The sequence below is a fragment of the Leisingera sp. JC1 genome (genome assembly GCF_001679925.1).
Taxonomy (GTDB): domain Bacteria; phylum Pseudomonadota; class Alphaproteobacteria; order Rhodobacterales; family Rhodobacteraceae; genus Leisingera.
The window spans coordinates 1-13926 of record NZ_LYUZ01000131.1 but is presented as its reverse complement, the minus strand read 5'-3'; the positions used below and the strand labels follow the sequence as shown (position 1 = coordinate 13926).

The 13926-nt window shown below is 52.0% G+C and carries 15 protein-coding genes and 1 tRNA gene; 7 read left to right on the top strand and 9 right to left on the bottom strand.

Annotated features, from left to right (window positions below; translation table 11 throughout):
* Positions 1 to 79 precede the first annotated feature (79 nt).
* Both A9D60_RS21660 and A9D60_RS21655 read left to right on the top strand, forming a co-directional pair.
* Entirely contained in the window at positions 80 to 793 is a 714-nt protein-coding gene (locus tag A9D60_RS21660) for a CbiX/SirB N-terminal domain-containing protein (protein WP_065269519.1), read from the top strand.
* A gap of 105 nt (positions 794 to 898) precedes the next feature.
* A tRNA-Cys gene (locus A9D60_RS21655) sits at positions 899 to 972 on the top strand.
* Between the two features lie 332 nt (positions 973 to 1304).
* Here A9D60_RS21655 and A9D60_RS21645 read toward each other — a convergent pair.
* From A9D60_RS21645 to A9D60_RS26720, 3 genes are all read right to left on the bottom strand, one after another.
* Positions 1305 to 2084, bottom strand: coding sequence for a replication-relaxation family protein (locus A9D60_RS21645; protein ID WP_083194309.1), 780 nt, complete (start codon positions 2082 to 2084; stop codon positions 1305 to 1307).
* On the bottom strand, positions 2078 to 3907 hold the full coding sequence (locus tag A9D60_RS21640; protein ID WP_065269516.1) for a type IV secretory system conjugative DNA transfer family protein: 1830 nt from the start codon (positions 3905 to 3907) through the stop codon (positions 2078 to 2080). Before A9D60_RS21640 ends, A9D60_RS21645 begins: the two co-directional genes overlap by 7 nt.
* A gap of 271 nt (positions 3908 to 4178) precedes the next feature.
* Complete coding sequence (locus A9D60_RS26720) at positions 4179 to 4346, bottom strand: hypothetical protein (protein WP_175393009.1); 168 nt, start codon at positions 4344 to 4346, stop codon at positions 4179 to 4181.
* A gap of 262 nt (positions 4347 to 4608) precedes the next feature.
* Between A9D60_RS26720 and dcm the strand changes: the two genes are divergently transcribed.
* The 4 genes from dcm (at position 4609) to A9D60_RS21625 (ending at position 8467) form a co-directional block, all read left to right on the top strand.
* Positions 4609 to 5853: a DNA (cytosine-5-)-methyltransferase gene (dcm, locus tag A9D60_RS25730; protein ID WP_083194308.1), complete on the top strand. Its 1245-nt coding sequence runs from the start codon at positions 4609 to 4611 to the stop codon at positions 5851 to 5853.
* Positions 5854 to 5884: 31 nt separating this feature from the next.
* Entirely contained in the window at positions 5885 to 6298 is a 414-nt protein-coding gene (locus tag A9D60_RS25725) for a very short patch repair endonuclease (protein WP_254656765.1), read from the top strand.
* Positions 6295 to 7539, top strand: coding sequence for a type II restriction endonuclease (locus tag A9D60_RS25720; RefSeq protein ID WP_083194306.1), 1245 nt, complete (start codon positions 6295 to 6297; stop codon positions 7537 to 7539). Before A9D60_RS25725 ends, A9D60_RS25720 begins: the two co-directional genes overlap by 4 nt.
* Positions 7540 to 7693: 154 nt before the next feature.
* Positions 7694 to 8467, top strand: coding sequence for an HAD family hydrolase (locus A9D60_RS21625; RefSeq protein WP_065269513.1), 774 nt, complete (start codon positions 7694 to 7696; stop codon positions 8465 to 8467).
* A 2-nt stretch (positions 8468 to 8469) separates the two neighbouring features.
* Here the strand turns inward: A9D60_RS21625 and A9D60_RS21620 are convergent, their stop codons facing one another.
* The 3 genes from A9D60_RS21620 to A9D60_RS21610 form a co-directional block, all read right to left on the bottom strand.
* Positions 8470 to 9357: a hypothetical protein gene (locus A9D60_RS21620; RefSeq protein WP_141118012.1), complete on the bottom strand. Its 888-nt coding sequence runs from the start codon at positions 9355 to 9357 to the stop codon at positions 8470 to 8472.
* A gap of 167 nt (positions 9358 to 9524) precedes the next feature.
* Positions 9525 to 9713 carry a helix-turn-helix transcriptional regulator gene (locus tag A9D60_RS21615; RefSeq protein ID WP_065269521.1) on the bottom strand — a complete coding sequence of 63 codons (189 nt, stop codon included), beginning with the start codon at positions 9711 to 9713 and terminating at the stop codon, positions 9525 to 9527.
* A gap of 197 nt (positions 9714 to 9910) precedes the next feature.
* On the bottom strand, positions 9911 to 10804 hold the full coding sequence (locus tag A9D60_RS21610) for a phage integrase N-terminal domain-containing protein (protein ID WP_065269511.1): 894 nt from the start codon (positions 10802 to 10804) through the stop codon (positions 9911 to 9913).
* A 938-nt stretch (positions 10805 to 11742) separates the two neighbouring features.
* Here A9D60_RS21610 and A9D60_RS21605 point away from each other — a divergent pair.
* On the top strand, positions 11743 to 12057 hold the full coding sequence (locus A9D60_RS21605; RefSeq protein WP_065269520.1) for an H-NS histone family protein: 315 nt from the start codon (positions 11743 to 11745) through the stop codon (positions 12055 to 12057).
* 80 nt (positions 12058 to 12137) lie between these two features.
* Here A9D60_RS21605 and A9D60_RS21600 read toward each other — a convergent pair whose 3' ends face one another.
* From A9D60_RS21600 to A9D60_RS26295, 3 genes are all read right to left on the bottom strand, one after another.
* On the bottom strand, positions 12138 to 12800 hold the full coding sequence (locus tag A9D60_RS21600) for a hypothetical protein (protein ID WP_141118011.1): 663 nt from the start codon (positions 12798 to 12800) through the stop codon (positions 12138 to 12140).
* 69 nt (positions 12801 to 12869) lie between these two features.
* Positions 12870 to 13112: a hypothetical protein gene (locus A9D60_RS21595; RefSeq protein WP_065269509.1), complete on the bottom strand. Its 243-nt coding sequence runs from the start codon at positions 13110 to 13112 to the stop codon at positions 12870 to 12872.
* A gap of 34 nt (positions 13113 to 13146) precedes the next feature.
* Positions 13147 to 13377: a hypothetical protein gene (locus A9D60_RS26295; protein WP_141118010.1), complete on the bottom strand. Its 231-nt coding sequence runs from the start codon at positions 13375 to 13377 to the stop codon at positions 13147 to 13149.
* Positions 13378 to 13926 lie beyond the last annotated feature (549 nt).

The following is a 13926-nucleotide window of genomic DNA, read 5'->3' as shown; positions in this document are numbered from 1 at the left end:
GCGAAAGCCCCGCCAAGCCCCCCAAATAAAAGCACAATCCAACCGCCCCGCCGCCCGCGCACAACACCGGAAGACCGCCGTGATCGAAACCCTGCAAACCGCCGTGCTCACTGCTCACGGCCAGCCCTCTGCCCCAGGCCCGGCAGAGGCGGATCTGGCAGCCACTGCCAGGGCCGTTGCCGCGCATCTTCCGGGCTGGGATGTCCGCTCTGCCACCCTCGCAGCTCCCGGCCGGCTGGAGCAGGTGATGGAGGACGGCGCAGTGGTCTATCCGTTTTTCATGTCGCGCGGGTATTTCACCAGCAAGGTGCTGCCGGGGCGTCTGCAGGGCCGGGCTTACCGGATGGCCACACCGTTCGGGCTGGACAGCGGCCTGCCGGATCTTGCTGCAAGCGCTGTGCAACAGGCAGCATCAGATAGGCACTGGCCGCTGGACAGGCTGAATCTGCTGCTGGCCGCCCACGGCTCCGCCCGCGGCCCGCGCGCTGCAGAGGCCGCCGAGGATTTCGCCGTCCGGCTCGGCCCGCTTCTGCCGGGCTGCGCCGTGTCGCTGGGCTACATCGAGCAGGACCCGCGCCTCGCATCTGCTGCCGCCCCCCTGCCCGTGCGGTCCATCTGCCTGCCGTTCTTCGCCCAGGCTGGCGACCACGTGAAAGAAGACCTTCCCGAAGCCCTGGGCACCGCAGGCTTCGGCGGAGCAGTGCTGCCCGTGGCCGGTGCCCTGCCCGGAGCCCCGGCCCTGATCGCCGCAGCCATCCGTCTTGCAAGCCTTGACCGGAACGCTTCTGAATGAAATTCTAGTCTTCCGGAAAGAAAAGCAATTTTTGGCTCAAGCAATGGCATTTGGCCTCTTGCGCCAGCCCCGGGCATGTGATTAATCACGCCTTACACCACGGATGGCGAGTTGGCGGAGTGGTGACGCAGCGGATTGCAAATCCGTGTACACCGGTTCGATTCCGGTACTCGCCTCCAAAAAAATCAAGGACTTACGAGATAATAAGCAAACCCCACAGCGGGTTTAGTCTCTTTTTAGTCTCATAAATCGCTGAGTTTCGAAGCGAGCTCCTATGTTCAGGTATGCGCGGCCACTTACCTACCGAGACAGCAAGTACTGAAGAGCGCCATAAAACTGGTCTTTGTCATAGTCGCACAGTCTCGCTGCTGCCTTGCATAGTTCACGCTCGTCTTCATTTGGGATTGTTGCAAATATTTTGCTGTCCAGGCAGCTCTTGTACTTTATCTCAAGTTCCATTGCCTTCCGTATGACATCCATTGGTTTAGCTCCTGTTTGTCATCAAGGTTAATCAGTCATGGCCTATAATTTTGACTTCGAGATTGGGGATGCCCCAACAGGCCTTGAACGCCTGCGCTTGAATCGCCGCAGCATAGGCGGCTTGCTTCTTTCTGGTGCTGGAGGTAGCGGTGCCCGAACGATAAGTCGGGCTCGTGCGCTCGCATTCCAGCGCATGGAAGCGGTAGCGGCTTTCCCCGTTGATTTGATACTCAATGCCGTAGAGCGCATCAGGGATCAGTTGCGTCTTCCGCCCGTCGATTCTGACGGGTAGCGCCAGAGGGTTCCTGGCCTTTCGTGTAGCTTCTGGTGCTCGCGCCAAAATTTCATCTACAGGCACAAATCGCTGATCCAGTTCTGACCGCGTGGCCAGCTCAGCTTCTAGCAGACTTTCAATGATCATTATCGTGTGCAGCATCTGCGGATTGAAACTGTCTCGAGGGCGACGCGAGAAAGTGACGGCCCGATGCGGGAGCAGTTCAAGCGCTTCTAAATAGGCGGCACCTTTGTTGCTGATTTCATACATCATCGGTGTGGCGCGGGCATCAAATAGGGGCGCTTGGAGCAGAGGGCGGTTTATAAAGCCCGTCTCATGAAACAAATCACCTAGCCGCTCAGCAAAGCGTTTGGGCGACTTGGGATCAAAGATACGGATCAAGTGATCATGGCGCAGGTAGCGATAGCGATACAGCCAGGACAGAATCTCCTGATCGCGCGGCGTCAAGCGCATCCTTTTGCCTGTAGGACTTCGTTCAAAGCGGCTACGGCGGCCCAAGGTATCCAGCTTCACCATGCCATGGGGCTGCCATCATCCGGGATGGGCTCGCTGGCGGGAGGCGGTGCAACGGTCTCATTCAGGTTCCGGTAATAGCCAAGCTGCTGCTGCTTGATTTCAGCCCATTGGTCCGGTGTCATGCTGACACCATCTCCAACTAGGTCACTGTTGGCTTCAAGCTTGAACGTGCTGCCATTACCGACTTTCATCCAGAAGTGGCCGGTTTTAAGGGCCTGTACATCTGCTTGAGTCTTTCCGAGGATTTTGGCCAGCTTATCATCTTCAGGCGTCCTTCCTGCGGCTTTAACGTTGGTGTTGTTGAGCACCACCGTCTGCATCTCAGAAGACATGCCCCGGCCAACCACTTGCTGAGCCAGTGTCAGGCTGACGCCATATTTCCGGGCCTCTTCCAGAATTTGCATCGTGGCAGGCGCGATGTAGTTTTGACATTCATCAATGAAAAGATTGATAGGGGTGCGCTGGTATTCGGGAACATCCGCACGGCGCAAGGCCAGTCCCTGAACCGCTGCTACGACCAACCGCCCAAAGGCTTCACTGGCTTCATCGCCCATCCGCCCTTTGGAGAGATTGAAGAGGATGACCTTGCCTTGATTGATGGCCCTTTCAAGATCGAGGCTTGTAGAGCTGTTGACCACTTCATCAAATGCAAAGGTATTGAAGAGGCTTTGCAGCTTTCTTGAGATCGCGCTTTTTGATGGCCTCAATGTCGGATCACCCGAGAAATCATACTTGAAGAAATCCCGGATCGCGCGCCGGTTCGACTGCTCCCCCAGCGCCACCAGATCTTCATTGAGCCGGTCGTTCATAAATCGCTGGAGATCGGCAAGGGTAGAGCCCGGTTGATCCAGCAGAGTCAAAATGCACGGCATCAAAACCGTCCGCATGTTCACGGTCAGGCTGTCGCCGCCAGAGCCTTTCAGAAGTTGTTCAAAGGCATTGACCAGTTGCTGGGCAATGACTTCCCGTTGCTGCATGGATGTGCCCTCAGGCACGACCAGCGGATTGAAGGCGGGCACGTGGTCTTCTTCAAAATAGGGATCGATGTAGATCAACCGGTCATCATCCACGAACATCTCCCAATGAGCGACTTGTTCAGCCAGATCGCCGTGAGGATCTATGACAATCGTCGCTTCGTCGAAGCGGTGATAGGCAGCATGGATCAGTTGCTTCAGAAGTTCTGTTTTGCCGGAACCGGAGCCGCCTGTGATATAGGCGTGACGGCGGATTTCTGAGATCGAGGGCGTGACAGGCAGCGCTTCTTTGAGCGCAGACATAAAGGCGGCATCCTGCCCTGAAATGAAGTGAAGGTAGCCCGTGCGATCAGGCGTATGGACATGAGGATTAAAGTTGCGTGCTAGGTGCAAGGTGGTGGCATCGTACTGGGAGTAAAGCTTGCGGCGGGCTTCATTGATTTTATCGGCCAGCTTCCAGTTCTCAGTTGCATTATAGCCTGTCTTTTTCTCAATGATCTTGGCGGCAATCTTGTCTTCAACGGGGTTTCCCATTCGTCTGCCCTGGAATGGCATATCCCGTTCGGCATCGGCCAGCTTTGAGCGAATACTGTCTATGCCTTTGACGGTGCTCAGGTACTGGTCAAAGGTCAGGAGCTGGCGTTTTTGCTCAGCGCGTAATCCCATGTCGTTGCCTTGCTCGAGGTAGATGTTGTCAATGGCATTGGCGACGACCTGCAAGCGATGCTGAATGCAGTGATCCACAACCTCATCGCTATCCGCCACACGGATACGGCCAATGCTGTCAGCTCCGGCGAGCTCAAGATTGAGCTCTTGCAGACCAAAATCCTGATAGACCTCCAGGCGCATGAGACACCTCCCAACAGTCAAACCGGCGCACCCTCATGAAGTGCATGAATCACGAAATAGGCAATTTGGAGTAGTAAGACTCATATCGACTCATAAGAAAACAGGGTTGAACATGTAGGAGATAGACGTAGGGGATACGGCATCCCCATGAGTATCCCCATCATCTGAGACCAGGCGCGAGATGTGCGTGCACAGTTCAAAGCTTCGAAACGCGCTATAGGTTCTAGTGGAGAGAATGCACAAAAAAATGGGGGGATAGTCCCCCCAACCGTTATCCGGCAATCCGGCCACGGAATTCAGATTCCGTGACAACCAGGTCGGCTTGTTCGTCAGCTTCAGGTGCAGCGTCAACGCGAGCCTCAATCTGGCGGACGGTTTCAACGTCCGTATCACATTCGAGTGCGATTTCTGCGATGTCAGCGTCAGACAGTTTTTTCATGGTAAATGCTCCGATGGGTCAAGCGGGACAATCCCGCTTTTCATGGAGCTTTATGGCTGGAACCAATAGAAGCTCCTGACGTGACCTGAGAGCTGTTAGGGAAGTCGAGCTTGATGAGGGGACGTGACCGCGCACAAGTAAAAATCCTTGCCACAAACAAAAGGTAAAAAATCCATCATGTTCGCTTTATGTTCACATTTTCCTGTGTTACACTGGGCGTCAAAATGACATAGTGTCAAAAAAACACCCAGCGAGAGGTTCCATGACAGATACAGGCAGCTTCCTTGCCTTGCGCGAGAAGGCAGGACTTACCATTGACGAAACAGCGCAGCTGATAGGCAGGTCCTCGCGAACAGTTCGACGTTATGAAGAAGCAGACACTCCCGAAAAGAAAGCTCCGGCTCTCGTCATTGATGCCCTGAAAAGAGCGATTGAAGAGCGTTGTTCCGAAACCGCCGCCAGTCAGCCAAGCTTCCGGTTTATTGATTTGTTTGCAGGTATCGGTGGGATACGGATTCCATTTGAAGAACTGGGCGGGCAATGTGTCTTTACTGCCGAGTGGGATCGCTTTGCACGACAAACCTACGCTGCGAACTACCCTGACGGCGAAGAGCACGAGTTTGCCGAAGATGTTCGTCCATACGCCAAAGACCCTGCAAGGGTGCCAGAGCATGATGTTTTGCTCGCAGGCTTCCCCTGCCAGCCGTTTTCGATTGCCGGAGTTTCCAAAAAGAACTCCCTGGGTAAACCTCATGGCTTTCTGTGTGATACACAAGGCACTTTGTTTTATGATCTGGCAAACATTATCAAACATCATCGGCCTTCTGTTTTCCTCCTGGAAAACGTCAAAAATCTGGAGCGGCATGATGGCGGCAAGACATTCGCCACAATCATGCATGTTCTCAAGGAAGAACTGGGATATGAAGTACATACTCGCGTAATCAGTTCTGACCCATGGGTGCCTCAGAAACGTGAGAGAATTTTTATCGTTGGTTTCCGTGAAAAATCTGAGTTTAACTTCAAAGACCTGAGTGTACCAACGGAAAACCTTCCGGTATTGGGAGATATTCTGGAAAAATCAGTACCTGAAAAATATACCTTGTCAGAAAAGCTCTGGGGCTACCTGAAGGGGTACAAGGAAAAACACCAAAGTGCAGGGAACGGTTTTGGTTATTCCCTGTTTGGTCCGGAGGATGTTACGAGGACATTGTCTGCGCGTTATTACAAAGACGGTTCAGAGATTCTGGTTAATCAACCCGGGGATCGCCCCCGTCGCCTCACACCCAGAGAGTGCGCACGTCTCATGGGATTTGATACACCTAAAGGAAGCAGCTTTGAAATTCCTGTATCAGACACACAGGCCTATAGACAGTTCGGTAATGCCGTGGTCGTGCCTGTCGTGAGAGCTGTTGCACAGTTGATGAAACCTCATATTCAGGAAGCTGTAGCGCTTGAACATGACTTGCCAGTTCAAAAGGAAATGACCCTGAGCGCGGCAAGTGGTTGATATAGTATCTCGCCAAAAACGATCTGAAATGATGTCGGGCATACGCTCGGCAAACACCAAACCGGAAATTTTGTTGCGGAAAGCTCTTTTCTCGCGAGGCTTGCGCTATCGCTTGAATGACAAGAGACTTCCCGGAAAGCCCGATTTGGTTTTCGTTCGATTGAATGCCGTGATTTTTGTCAACGGCTGTTTTTGGCATGGCCACGACTGCCATCTGTTCAAGTGGCCTGCGACGCGCCCTGATTTTTGGCGAGACAAAATCGAAGGCAACAGTAATAGAGATCTTCGTGTTAAACTTGATCTGGCCAAAATGGGCTGGAGGCAAGGGCGTGTTTGGGAGTGTGCTTTAAAGGGGCGCACGAAAAGAAATTTTGAAGAATTGATCAGCGACTGCGAGCAATGGCTTCTAGGAAACGAAACATATTTTGAAGTGAGTGGATTATGAACAAGGGCTTTCTTTCAGAGTACTTCACAGGTGCAGGTACAAAAATTTTGACAAGGGTAGATGCAACGCCCAAATCAAACCAGCATGAAGTTGGTGACGGGCACCAAGGTCAGGTACTGATGCGTATTCTTGGCGATCAGCCACGGAAAAAAGGCAATCGCTTTGAAGCCAAGTTTATTTGGCTTTCAGATGAACAGGAGACAATCCGGGAAGACGGGCTCCTGTCGTGGTATGATGCGAGAGCAAATCAGCCGCACCGCAGCCCTGAATGGCGTCTTTACTACCAATCCAATGCCATCACTCATATGATGAACGAAGGTGATCGTCTTTTTGTTGCAAGACGCCCGGACGATACGCTTTTGTTTATTGTTGTGCCTTTGGGGAGTGCGATAGCGAGGCAGCTTATGTGGCTGTTTGGGCTTGATCATCAGGCAGAGCTCCCGGAATTTGCCGTTCACGAAATTGAAGGAACTGACAGAGAAGCTCTTGATTTTGTTGCGCGCCTCATACTCGATGAAATCGGCATCGAATATGAAGACCCTAATGCCAACACGATTGACGCTATCATTGACCGCTTCGGATTCAGCTTCCCGAGCACAGCCGAATTTTCGGACCTTGCTCGTCTGACACTGCCCGAAATTGATGCAAGGGATGATCCCGACGCAGCTTTGATTGCATGGCTTGACCATGAAGAAGCCATGTTCCGCCGTTTGGAAAATCGCATCGTCGCACGCGACATTGAAAGCGGTTGGGTAACTGATGGCATTGCCGATGTGGATGCATTTATCAAGTACTCTCTCGGCGTACAAAACCGCCGCAAGTCTCGCATGGGGCATTCCTTTGAGAACCATCTGTGTGCAGTATTCGACAGCTTTGGGATTCAATATGACCGTCAGGTAAAAACAGAGAAAGGTAAAAAGCCGGATTACGTATTCCCGGGGAAGGATGAGTACAACAATAAGCATTTCCCAGTGGGCAGATTGACCATGCTGGCCGCAAAATCGACATGTAAGGATCGATGGCCTCAGGTTTTGCCTGAAGCAGAACGTATTCCAACGAAGCATCTTGTCACTTTGGAGCCTGCAATATCCGTCTCCCAGACGACGACAATGCAAGAATCTTCAGTTCAACTTGTCGTCCCTTCAAAAATATCGAAAAGCTATACTGTTGATCAGCAAAAATGGCTCTGGTCACTTTCTGATTTTGTCGAATTGGTATCGGATAGGCAAAGGGCTGCCTGAGGAAAAAAAGAGGGCTGGAATCTCAGGTCAGTCCTTCTTCCATCATTCAGAGATGATAAAATATAAGCCTCTGCGTGTTTTCCGTGGAAATAAGAGGTAATATTTTGGCCAAACCCCCAACTTGTGGCAAAGTAAATGAGATGACGATTACTGAATGCTAAGCAGTGTAATGTTGGAGTATTTAAGTGTCGGAATTAACTTTGAACAAGGTGAAGACAGCGATATGAAGCAGTGGGTTATATTTGATGGGGATAACACCCTGTGGGATATTGAGTGCCTGTACAACCAGGCAAGGCAGAACTTAATAAAAGAGCTGGCTGACCTCGGAGTTTGTCCAGAAGAAGCGGAAATTTTTCAGAGAATGACCGATGTGGAGCTCTTCCAATCTTTAGGTTACAGTCAAGAGCGTTTCCCAAAGTCATTTTCAAAGACCCTTTTGCACTTCAAGCCTTTATCGTCTGATTTGGATGTGGAGAAAGTGGAGGAAATGGCGCGAACCGTTTTCACCTCTAACCCTACCCCCTTTAAAGGAGCGGCGAAAACCATTCATTGGCTAAAAAGGCACTTTAAAATCGGTTTGCTAAGCGCTGGACCGAGGCAGTCACAATTGAGAAAGATCCAACATTTTTGCTCTGGCGACGATAGTCTTTTCGATGCCGTTGAAGTTGTCAGCCTCAAGACACCAGACGTATTACGAGATTTCTGTTTAGGCAACAATATTAACCCATCACACTCATGGATGATAGGTGATAGTCTCAAGCATGACATTAAACCCGCGCTTAGCATTGGTTTAAATGCAATTCACGTGAACTCTGAAAACTGGTCAGAGTTGGAGGTGGACGGGCATTTGCAGATGATGGGATTTGACAAAGTAGGTAGTATTGAGGAAATACTTGGAGTGTTTGAAGAAAAAATGGAACTCGCTTGAAGTTACCGCAGCGAACTCCATCGTTGGGCTCCCTCTTTCTGAACATCGATGATGACTGTGGATAGTGCTTTCCATTCATTCGAAGAAACAAAACTCTGAATAGTATCCCCTGAACCTGAATTCTCATCCGAACCGAATGCAAACTTAACCTTTACACCTACAAAGACACAGGCAACAGGTTCGTGATGGATGTTCAATATTGGCATGGAAAGCATTGAAAGCTCGCCTTTACCTGCACTTTCAGCTTCCGCCCGTGTCATTCCCCACAAGGAAATAAGCTGTGCAGGGCGAATATGCCCATCATAGTGAGGTTTACCATCCCGAATGGCACGGCCTGTTATTCCGAATCTTATCGAGGTCATGCGGCCGCGATTTGTTACACCTCGCATCGCTTCTGATTCCGGGTAATACTCAGTTAATTGATACAAATACTCTTTATCGTGTGGAGATATGATATGTATGGTTGACCGGAACTCTTCAATCCCCCTCTCCGCAAGGGATTTTGATATATTTGAGGTGACAAAATTTTCAAAGCTCTCAACCAACTTCTTTTGGCACGTTATGTCGTCAAAAATACCTATGAGCTTCTCTCTGCGGTTCTTTGAGTAGGCGTCATAATAATACTCAAACTCTTGATTGGTGAGGTTGAATTTCATACCACCTATTTGCACTTCATTGGCATCTCCCAAGCGTCTCATTAGGGAAATCAGGGAGATTCTCACATCTTTTGATGCGAACAAAACCAGTAGCAGCGCCCAAGGAAAAAGACTTCCAATTACCTCTCCCATCCACGTGAAAAGGGGTGAAAGCACCTCATTCCACCACCAGTTTAGATGGGCAGCATTTTCAGAGTGGTCAGTTCTTACAATGGGTTCGGTGGTGTCGGTCATAGAAAAAACCATATCAAATATGTTCACATCAAATTGCTACAGAGTTCCGCGGTTGTTTTCCACACAATATTTTTCATTGATAGTAGATTATTGCCTTCTGGCTTCGTTTTCAGTGGAGTGAAAAGAGGACTGACCTCTCGGCCAGCCCTCGCTCTCGCCAAGGAGAGTTAGTGTTGTTGATTGCGGACATTGATGCGCTGTTGAAGCCAATCCAAAATTTCATCCTCAACCCACCCCACGCGGTTGTGGCCCAGCTTTACCCTAAGAGGGAATCGGCCTGCCGCTTCCAAACGTGCAATGTGCTGAGGTGAATACAGGACCAGTTCAGTCACCTGCCGCTTGCTCAACATCTTCATCACAATACTCCTCTTGTTGAGGAGCATCGCGATGCCCCAAGGAAAGCCCTAGGGTGGTTCCTTGATACGAGACACAGCTTAAAGATGACAGCCCTTTCATCGGATCAGCTTGCTGAGCAGTAGGACGAGCCCGTGCATGACAGCGTGTGCGGCCATAGCAAGCAGCCAGATGAGTTGCCCCAAGATGATGAACAGGCTCACGAACATAGTGCGGACCCTCCCTGAAGAAGGCGACCCAGATACACATCGGTGATCTCGATACGGTTGTGGCCGAGCTCTTTGGAGATCCGCTGTCGTGCTTGGCGATCCAACTCATATTGCTCTTCACTCATGAGGGAGCGTTCAGGGCCGCCATTGATGGGGCACTTCATTCCGGTGAGCTTTTCGTACCGGGCCTGTGCGTATTTGTGGCGCAAGCCGTGGGCGCGGGTCAGACTGGCTTTGTGTACCTGGCGTTCGTAAACGCGGAGGTGCTGCGCATAGCTTCGATCCGCTGGAATCAGGCTGCCATCTTCCGCCACCTGACGAACTGCCGACACTACCACGCGCTGATGCTGTGACGTGATGGGAATGGTGCGCGGGCGTCCACCCTTGGTCCAACTTCCCTTGAGTTTCAGGCAAACGGCTTTGATCGCGTCCTTCGGAATGATTTTCATAGCTTCTTCCCGGCGGAGCCCAAAGGCCGCCTGAAGCATGACAGCTGCCTGCACATGCCGATCTGTCAGCGCATTCAGTTGATCAACACGAAGGCTGAAGGCGACATTGCTGCGCTCAGTCCGCTCATCGTTCAGCTCATAGGTCGCGTTGTCTTTGTCCAGGATCGAGATCTTGTCCACCTTCTGCGCCCACCATCGAAGCCAGCTCATCCGGTTGCGGATGGTGGCTTTAGTGAGGCCCGTATCCCGCCAATGCTCAACCAGGGCATTCACATGCTTTGGCTTGATCGAGCGGGCAGTTTTCAACGTGTAGCCCAGTTGTTTGAGTTCCCCCGCCATGGCCGTCAGGCCCCGTTGGCGGTTCTTTTGAGTCCCGAAAGACCCATCACGGTTACGCTTGGTGAGACGCACCAAGTCCATAGTGAGATTGTCCATCTCCTTTTCTTTCTATTATTTGCAATTGTTTAGTGTTGATGGCCAACCGGCAGCCCTCAGGCTGGACGGTCCGCAGGAGCGGGAATTGGCCCAGACAGATATGCGCCCTTGGCGCTCATGTCTGTTGCCCCAATGGGCAGAAATACGCCCGGAGGCGAGATTTCAGGGTATGGCTGCGATGTGCAGCATGAACGGCGTGATGCCGTTGTTTCGTGAACAGGCCGCTCAAGGCGGTTTGAGATGATCCATGATCATGCAGGTCTCCTTTGTAAAATGGAATGAGATGGTTCGGGAAAGATGGACAGCATGTCCTCTTTCCAGGTTTCAAGGGGAGTATACCGGCAAGCCGATTATCCCGCGACGAAATGATCAGAAATGATGTGAGACCGTTCGCGTCTCAGAGCGTCATTTGCCCGTCACTTGTCATTTTCTCTCAGAAACAGCGGTGAAGGAGGCAAACCGAGCGCCGTCACTCCCGCGTTGCTTGGAGTGACGGCGCAGCCGTACATGGCCTTTGGCCATCGGGGGATACCCCCGCCGAGGCGTTGCCTCTCCCCCAGTGCTGCTTGGCAGCACGCGCAAACAAGTTGCGCCATTACTGTTTAGTGCTCAGGGGCGCTGCCCCTCGCGCGGTCAATAGGTAAAGGCTTCGCCCACGCAGGAGATTATTTTCCCCTGCTGCTCAATTCTCCGAATTGATCACCATTCCTCGCGGACCAAAATAATCACCTGCGCGCCCTTGTCCTTGCTACCCCCGCGTTCGCCACGTGGCAGGGTTCCAAGATATTCTTGAAACCCGCCCCCATTACCAACGGGACACACTGGCGGTATTATTGAGATGCACTCGATTGACCTTGAGCCTTTAACTCTTTCAAGCTGGACAAAGTACGTTATTACCGGCACACCCCATTCAAATCATGCACAGCGAAAGACAGGCAATGACTGATCTCAACAATATGTCTCTTGAAGAACTGAAGGCTCTTGAAAAGGAAGTTGGCGCAGCCATCAAAACCTTTGAGGCCCGCAAACTGGCAGAAGCCCGTGACGTTCTGACCGCAAAAGCCAAAGAACTGGGTGTCAGCATTGACGAAGTTTTCGGTGCTAAAGGAGCCAAGGTCAAAAAGGTGGTTGAGCCGAAGTATCGCCACCCTGAAAACCCTGCTTTGACCTGGAGCGGTCGCGGGCGTCAGCCGGGATGGTTCAAAGAAGCCATTCAGGGGGGCGCTGCCGAGGAAGATCTGCTGATCAAGTAAAGCTTTCACGCAAACCTGCACGTAAAAAGGGAGCTGAACAGTCAGCTCCCTTTCTTTTTTGGCAATAGCTTGAGCAAGCCTCAGGTTTTGTCTTCCACTGAGAAGTCATACCCCCATTTTTCTTTGAGGTATTTTTGCGCAATGCCCGCGCATTCCACCAAAGCGCTCTTACTTGAAAAGTAGGTGTGATCCACATCGGCAAAGCCAGTCATGACGAAGCGGCTCACCTCCATGCTGATTGCGCCAAGGGTGTCAGATGTGGAAAGACCACCCACCGCCATACTGTAATCTCCGTCAGGATATTGCTCCAGCATGATCACCATTTCGGACGGTTCCAGTGGGTCAAAGTTTGCGGGCTTGAATGCTGGAAAAGGCTTCACCACTGTCCAATTGATTGAGAACAAGTACAGCATAACCCGCGACATGATCTGTGACGGCAGTTCATGTGCTTCAAGCTTGGGATAAACCCTGGCATATGTTGGTGCAAGGGCGCGCTGTCCGGCATCACCGCCATGCGTAAACGCTTCTCTGACCACCGCATCTGCCTGATGATCATCAAGGATGTTGACGGCATTAAGGTAAATGGCGTTTGCGATGATGATCCGGGCCGTCCAGTCACTGCTGATTTCAGAGAGTGTGCCCAGTTGGCTTGATCCCACGAAAACGGGGCTGCTTTCAGTGACCATCCAGCGATCAATGGCGCTGGTTCTGCTCAAACCGCAATGAGTGTTTGTAGATTGCATAGTCTTTTTCCTTTTGGAATCAAAAGTGCCCCGGGTTCCCGGAGCACAGCGCGGTAAGTGAAGGGAGCGTTACCAGAAGCTCTTTTTGCCGCTGGGCTTGCCGACGAACAGCGCATCAATGTCGTTGGAGGCGTCATCTGCCGCGATCTGCTGACCGACACTCAGGCCGTGATTATGGCCGCCAGTGCGGTAGCGATTGGTGCCAGACATGGCATCGGAAATCCCCGAGTGCCCGCCGATCTTGTCAAAATCTGAATAGGGCTTCCTTTTGCTGCCAAAGAGATCGCCGTCGTCATCGTCAAAAATACCCATGAGGAACTCCTTATGTGGGTGGTTGGGTGAGAGGTTATTGGTCGGCATCCCGTTCGGTCAGTTTGACCAGACCGAAAATGGCCATGATGGCGGCGACAACCAGACCGCCGTAAAAGACTGGAGGTTTCAGGAACATCGCGTTGGGGTTTTGGGAGACCCGCATCATAGCTTCCCCAAGTCCGCTTGGGGGTTTGAGAGAAAAAACGACCACCGCGAGGATGACGGCACCGATTAACAGCGCAATGCCAGTTTTTTGACTGTTCATAGAACTTGCCCTTTGTTTTGATTGATAATTGTTATGGCGTGTAGACTTTGAGCGTCCCGTCAGACATGCCGACGGTGCACGACTCTGAGGTCAGACGAGGGTAACGCCCCTGCGTAGTCCGCATGACTGTTTCTCTGATTTTGCCAGTGCAGCCTTGCGCGGCGAGGGACTGATACCCTTTCTGGGCCATGCATTGGCCGTAAGCGCGCTTTCTGGCCGAGAGGTTCTGGTCCGTGACGGTTTTGTGCCCGCCCTCCCAATAACCGCCCTGCCAGAAACACCCTTGATTGTTGCAGTACTGTGCGCGCACCGGGGTAGCGCGGACAAGGATTCCAATCTGACGCGGACAACCATTCCGATTTAGCGCGGACAAGATTCCGGGGCTCGCGGACAAGATCGCGGAGCCCTTTGGCGGGGTGCTGAGCAATCACGTGGCGGGTAGCCTTTCGCTCTTTTGAGAGCGGGAGGGACCCAATGGCGAGATTGCCGATGAGGAAGATCAGAGAAGCCTTGAGGCTGCGCGCAAGCGGCCTGACGACCCGGGAGGTG

Excerpts from the sequence above, each read along its gene's own strand:
- A9D60_RS26720 (WP_175393009.1), bottom strand. The coding sequence starts at position 4,346 with ATGAAAAAACTGTCTGACGCTGACATCGCAGAAATCGCACTCGAATGT.
- A9D60_RS21600 (WP_141118011.1), bottom strand. The coding sequence starts at position 12,800 with ATGCAATCTACAAACACTCATTGCGGTTTGAGCAGAACCAGCGCCATT.
- A9D60_RS21595 (WP_065269509.1), bottom strand. The coding sequence starts at position 13,112 with ATGGGTATTTTTGACGATGACGACGGCGATCTCTTTGGCAGCAAAAGG.
- A9D60_RS25725 (WP_254656765.1), top strand. The coding sequence starts at position 5,885 with ATGTCGGGCATACGCTCGGCAAACACCAAACCGGAAATTTTGTTGCGG.
- A9D60_RS21620 (WP_141118012.1), bottom strand. The coding sequence starts at position 9,357 with ATGACCGACACCACCGAACCCATTGTAAGAACTGACCACTCTGAAAAT.
- A9D60_RS21605 (WP_065269520.1), top strand. The coding sequence starts at position 11,743 with ATGACTGATCTCAACAATATGTCTCTTGAAGAACTGAAGGCTCTTGAA.
- A9D60_RS21645 (WP_083194309.1), bottom strand. The coding sequence starts at position 2,084 with ATGGTGAAGCTGGATACCTTGGGCCGCCGTAGCCGCTTTGAACGAAGT.
- A9D60_RS21625 (WP_065269513.1), top strand. The coding sequence starts at position 7,694 with ATGCTAAGCAGTGTAATGTTGGAGTATTTAAGTGTCGGAATTAACTTT.
- dcm (WP_083194308.1), top strand. The coding sequence starts at position 4,609 with ATGACAGATACAGGCAGCTTCCTTGCCTTGCGCGAGAAGGCAGGACTT.
- A9D60_RS25720 (WP_083194306.1), top strand. The coding sequence starts at position 6,295 with ATGAACAAGGGCTTTCTTTCAGAGTACTTCACAGGTGCAGGTACAAAA.
- A9D60_RS21640 (WP_065269516.1), bottom strand. The coding sequence starts at position 3,907 with ATGCGCCTGGAGGTCTATCAGGATTTTGGTCTGCAAGAGCTCAATCTT.
- A9D60_RS21615 (WP_065269521.1), bottom strand. The coding sequence starts at position 9,713 with ATGAAGATGTTGAGCAAGCGGCAGGTGACTGAACTGGTCCTGTATTCA.
- A9D60_RS21610 (WP_065269511.1), bottom strand. The coding sequence starts at position 10,804 with ATGGACAATCTCACTATGGACTTGGTGCGTCTCACCAAGCGTAACCGT.
- A9D60_RS26295 (WP_141118010.1), bottom strand. The coding sequence starts at position 13,377 with ATGAACAGTCAAAAAACTGGCATTGCGCTGTTAATCGGTGCCGTCATC.